Origin of the sequence: Synechococcus sp. R55.7 (assembly GCF_047461955.1) — a bacterium.
In the GTDB taxonomy this organism is placed as follows: Bacteria; Cyanobacteriota; Cyanobacteriia; order Thermostichales; family Thermostichaceae; genus Thermostichus.
The window spans coordinates 1-3098 of sequence record NZ_JANSIC010000265.1 but is presented as its reverse complement, the minus strand read 5'-3'; the positions used below and the strand labels follow the sequence as shown (position 1 = coordinate 3098).

The 3098-nt window shown below is 62.4% G+C and carries 4 protein-coding genes; all 4 read right to left on the bottom strand.

Annotated features, from left to right (window positions below; translation table 11 throughout):
- The coding region (locus tag NW820_RS11440) for a sigma-70 family RNA polymerase sigma factor (protein WP_414407542.1) at window positions 1-656 on the bottom strand (656 nt) is incomplete at its 3' end.
- A gap of 83 nt (window positions 657-739) precedes the next feature.
- A complete protein-coding gene (locus NW820_RS11435) occupies window positions 740-1357 on the bottom strand; it encodes an ABC transporter permease (RefSeq protein ID WP_414407541.1) in 618 nt (205 codons plus the stop codon).
- Window positions 1354-2322: an ABC transporter ATP-binding protein gene (locus NW820_RS11430; RefSeq protein ID WP_414351320.1), complete on the bottom strand. Its 969-nt coding sequence runs from the start codon at window positions 2320-2322 to the stop codon at window positions 1354-1356. Before NW820_RS11430 ends, NW820_RS11435 begins: the two co-directional genes overlap by 4 nt.
- Before the next feature lie 26 nt (window positions 2323-2348).
- Window positions 2349-3098, bottom strand: a 750-nt coding sequence (locus NW820_RS11425) for a glycine betaine ABC transporter substrate-binding protein (RefSeq protein WP_414407540.1), incomplete at its 5' end; no start/stop codon positions are given.

The window sequence follows — 3098 nt, the reverse complement described above, 5'->3', positions numbered from 1 at the left end:
CAGAAACCCAGAAGGGCGCGCAGGGATCCCCGCAATTTGCAGAGAGCTTGGCGAGAGCGGGTCTTAACCGTCCCCAACGGGATCCCCAATTGGCGAGCAATGTCCGCCTGGCTCAACCCTTGGTAATAGAGCAACTCCAGGATCTGCCGTTGGTTTTCGGGCAATTGGCTGAGGGCCGCTTGCACCGCTTGCCGCCGCTCCTCGATGGAAACCTGCTCAAAAGGGAACCGAGTCTTGCTAAAGGACTCCGTCCCGCTGACGCGATCGGCGCTGAGAATGGTCTGCCAGCGTTTCAAAAGAAGTTGGTGGCTGCCCTGAGAACGCAGACGGTCAATGGCCCGCGAGCGGGTCAGGATGCACAAAAAACTGCTCAGGGATCCCCGCCGCTCGCGCGACTCGGACGGAGTCCTTGGATCACAGCCAACCTTGCGCCACAGCTCGACAAACACCTCCTGAGTCAGGTCTTCTGCCTCGGCCACGTGGCCCAGGATCTTGAAGGCCAGCCCATAGACCAAGCCGGCATAGCGATCGTAGAGCGCAGCCAGAGCAGCAGGTTGCCCCGCCTTGAGCGCTTCCATCAGCTCCCAATCGGCGCGGGATGACCAATCTCTCACCCGCTCACGCCAGCGGGACGGAGTCCCTGGTTGCTCACCCATGCTACACCCAGTTTCGCCCCACACAACTAGAGGATAAACCTGCCCGATCGCGCCAGCGGGACGGAGTCCTTAAGTCTACCCCCTCAGCCACGACGGGCCGCCCATTCCAGGCTGAGCAAGGCTGTGTTCACCAGCAAGGCCAGGGATCCCACCGCCAGGGATCCGGCCCAGATCTTGTCGTAGCGACCGGCCTGGGCAATGCCATCGAACAGCAGGGTTCCCAGTCCCCCTGCCCCAAACTTGGCGCCCACGGTGGCAATGGCAATGGCCACAATTGCCGCCAGCCGCAGCCCTGCCAAAACAATGGGCAGCATGAGCGGCACCTGCACCTGCCACCACCGTTGCCAGAGGTTCATCCCCATGCCCTTGGCAGCTTCCAGGATGGCAGGCTCGACCGAGCGCAGGCCCACGCAAAAATGGCGCACCAAGATCACCTGCGTGTAGATCACCATCGCCACCACCACCGAGCGGGCATTGAGGCCAAGCCAGGGCACCAACAAAATGATCAAAGCCAGGCTGGGCACTGTGTACAGGATGCTGAGGATCCCCATGACCGGCAGGGCCAACCAGCGCACGTGGTGAACCAGCAGAGCCAGCGGCACCGCCAACACCACCGCCATGCCCAAGGTCATCCCCACCATCGCCAGATGCTCTTGGGTGAGCTGCCATATCAGGCCGGGGTGGTTGAGGAGATAGCTCACGCGGATCCCCCCTCCAGCATGGCCAAGCTGCGAATGTGATCCAAGGTCAAAACGCCGATGGCCCGCCCGTCCTCCCACACCGTCAGGGCTGCCGCCCCTGTGCGCAACAGCAGGGACAAGGCTTGCCGCAAAGTGGCCTGGGGCCTCACCATCGCTCCCTCTTGGATTTTGTGGTTGTGCGGGATCCCGGCCATCGCCGTTTCCACCCGCAGCACACTCAACTGCCGTACCATGTCATCTGCCCCCAGCAGTTCCCTGACAAAGGGAGTAGCCGGCTGGGTGAGCAGCCGAAAGGGAGTGTCGAACTGCACCACCCGCCCCTTCTGCATCACCAAAATGCGATCCGCCAGGCGCAGCGCCTCTTCCACATCGTGGGAGACGAACAGGATGGTTTTTTTCAATTGCCGTTGCAGGCGCAGGATCTCCTCTTGCAGCTTGCTGCGGGTAATGGCGTCGATGGCCCCAAAGGGCTCGTCCATCAGCAGCAGCCCTGGATCCCCGGCCAGCGCCCGCGCCAGCCCCACCCGCTGTTGTTGTCCACCCGACAGTTGGGCAGGGTAGCGGTGGCGGTACTCGTGGGGGGGCAAATTAACCAAGCTGAGCAGCTCGTCCACCCGCTCGCGGATGCGCTCCTTCGGCCACCCCAAAAGTCGCGGCACTACCGCCACATTCTGGGCCACCGTCATGTGGGGAAACAGCCCCGATTGCTGGATAACATAGCCGATCCGCTGCCGCAGAGCCGTGATGGGAAACTGGCGGATATCCCGCCCGTCCAAGCGAATCTGCCCCTGGGTGGGATCCAGCAAGCGATTCACCATTTTCAGAAGGGTGGTTTTGCCGCAGCCAGAAGGCCCCAAAATGACCACCAACTGGCCCGACTCCACGGAAAAACTGCACTCGTCCACAGCCGGCTGGGAACTGTGGGGAAAGCGCAGCGATACCCGCTCGAACTCGACGGTGCTCACCTCAGGGTCTCATGCAACAGGCAAGGTTATTTCTTGAGAATGCCGGCTTCCACCAAGAAAGTTCTGGCCACCTCCGCCGGCTCCTTGCGGTTGCCGCTCACCTCGTAGTTCAACCGCTGCATCACCTCGTCCGTCAGCAGGGGGGAAAGGGCATTTAAGGCAGCGGCAATGCCGGGGTTGGCCTCTAGGGTGTCCTTGCGCACCACCGGCGCCACCTGGTAGGGGGGGAAAAGCTGCTTGTCATCCTCCAGCAGCACCAGGTCAAAGGCGGCAATTTCTCCATCGGTGCCAAAGGCCACCGCCACATCCGCTTCCCCATTGACCAAGCCCTGGTAGCGCAGGCCGGGATCCACCGCTTTGTAGGCTTTGAGCCGAAAATTGCCGTAAGCTGCTTGGATCCCGGGTAGTCCATCTTCGCGGGCTTGAAACTCCGGCGGCCCGATCATCACCAGCTCGCCCGCTTTGGCCACCATGTCCGAGATGGTGGCGATGCCCAGCTCAGCCGCTCTAGTTCGGGTCATGGCCAGGGCCTGAGTGTTGTTCAGGGGGGCGGGATCCAGCCAAATCAGTTGGAACTGGCTCTCGTACTCGCGGGCCACCGTCGCGTACACCTCTGCCGGGTCGCCGCTGCTGGGCAACTTGAGCACTGTCAGCAGGCCAGTGCCGGTGTACTCGGGGTAGAGATCGATCTCGCCGCTCAACAAGCCCGCATGGGCTACCGGTGTTCCGCCCAGGTTGAGCTTGCGCTCCACCGTGAACCCTGCCGCCTCCAGGGC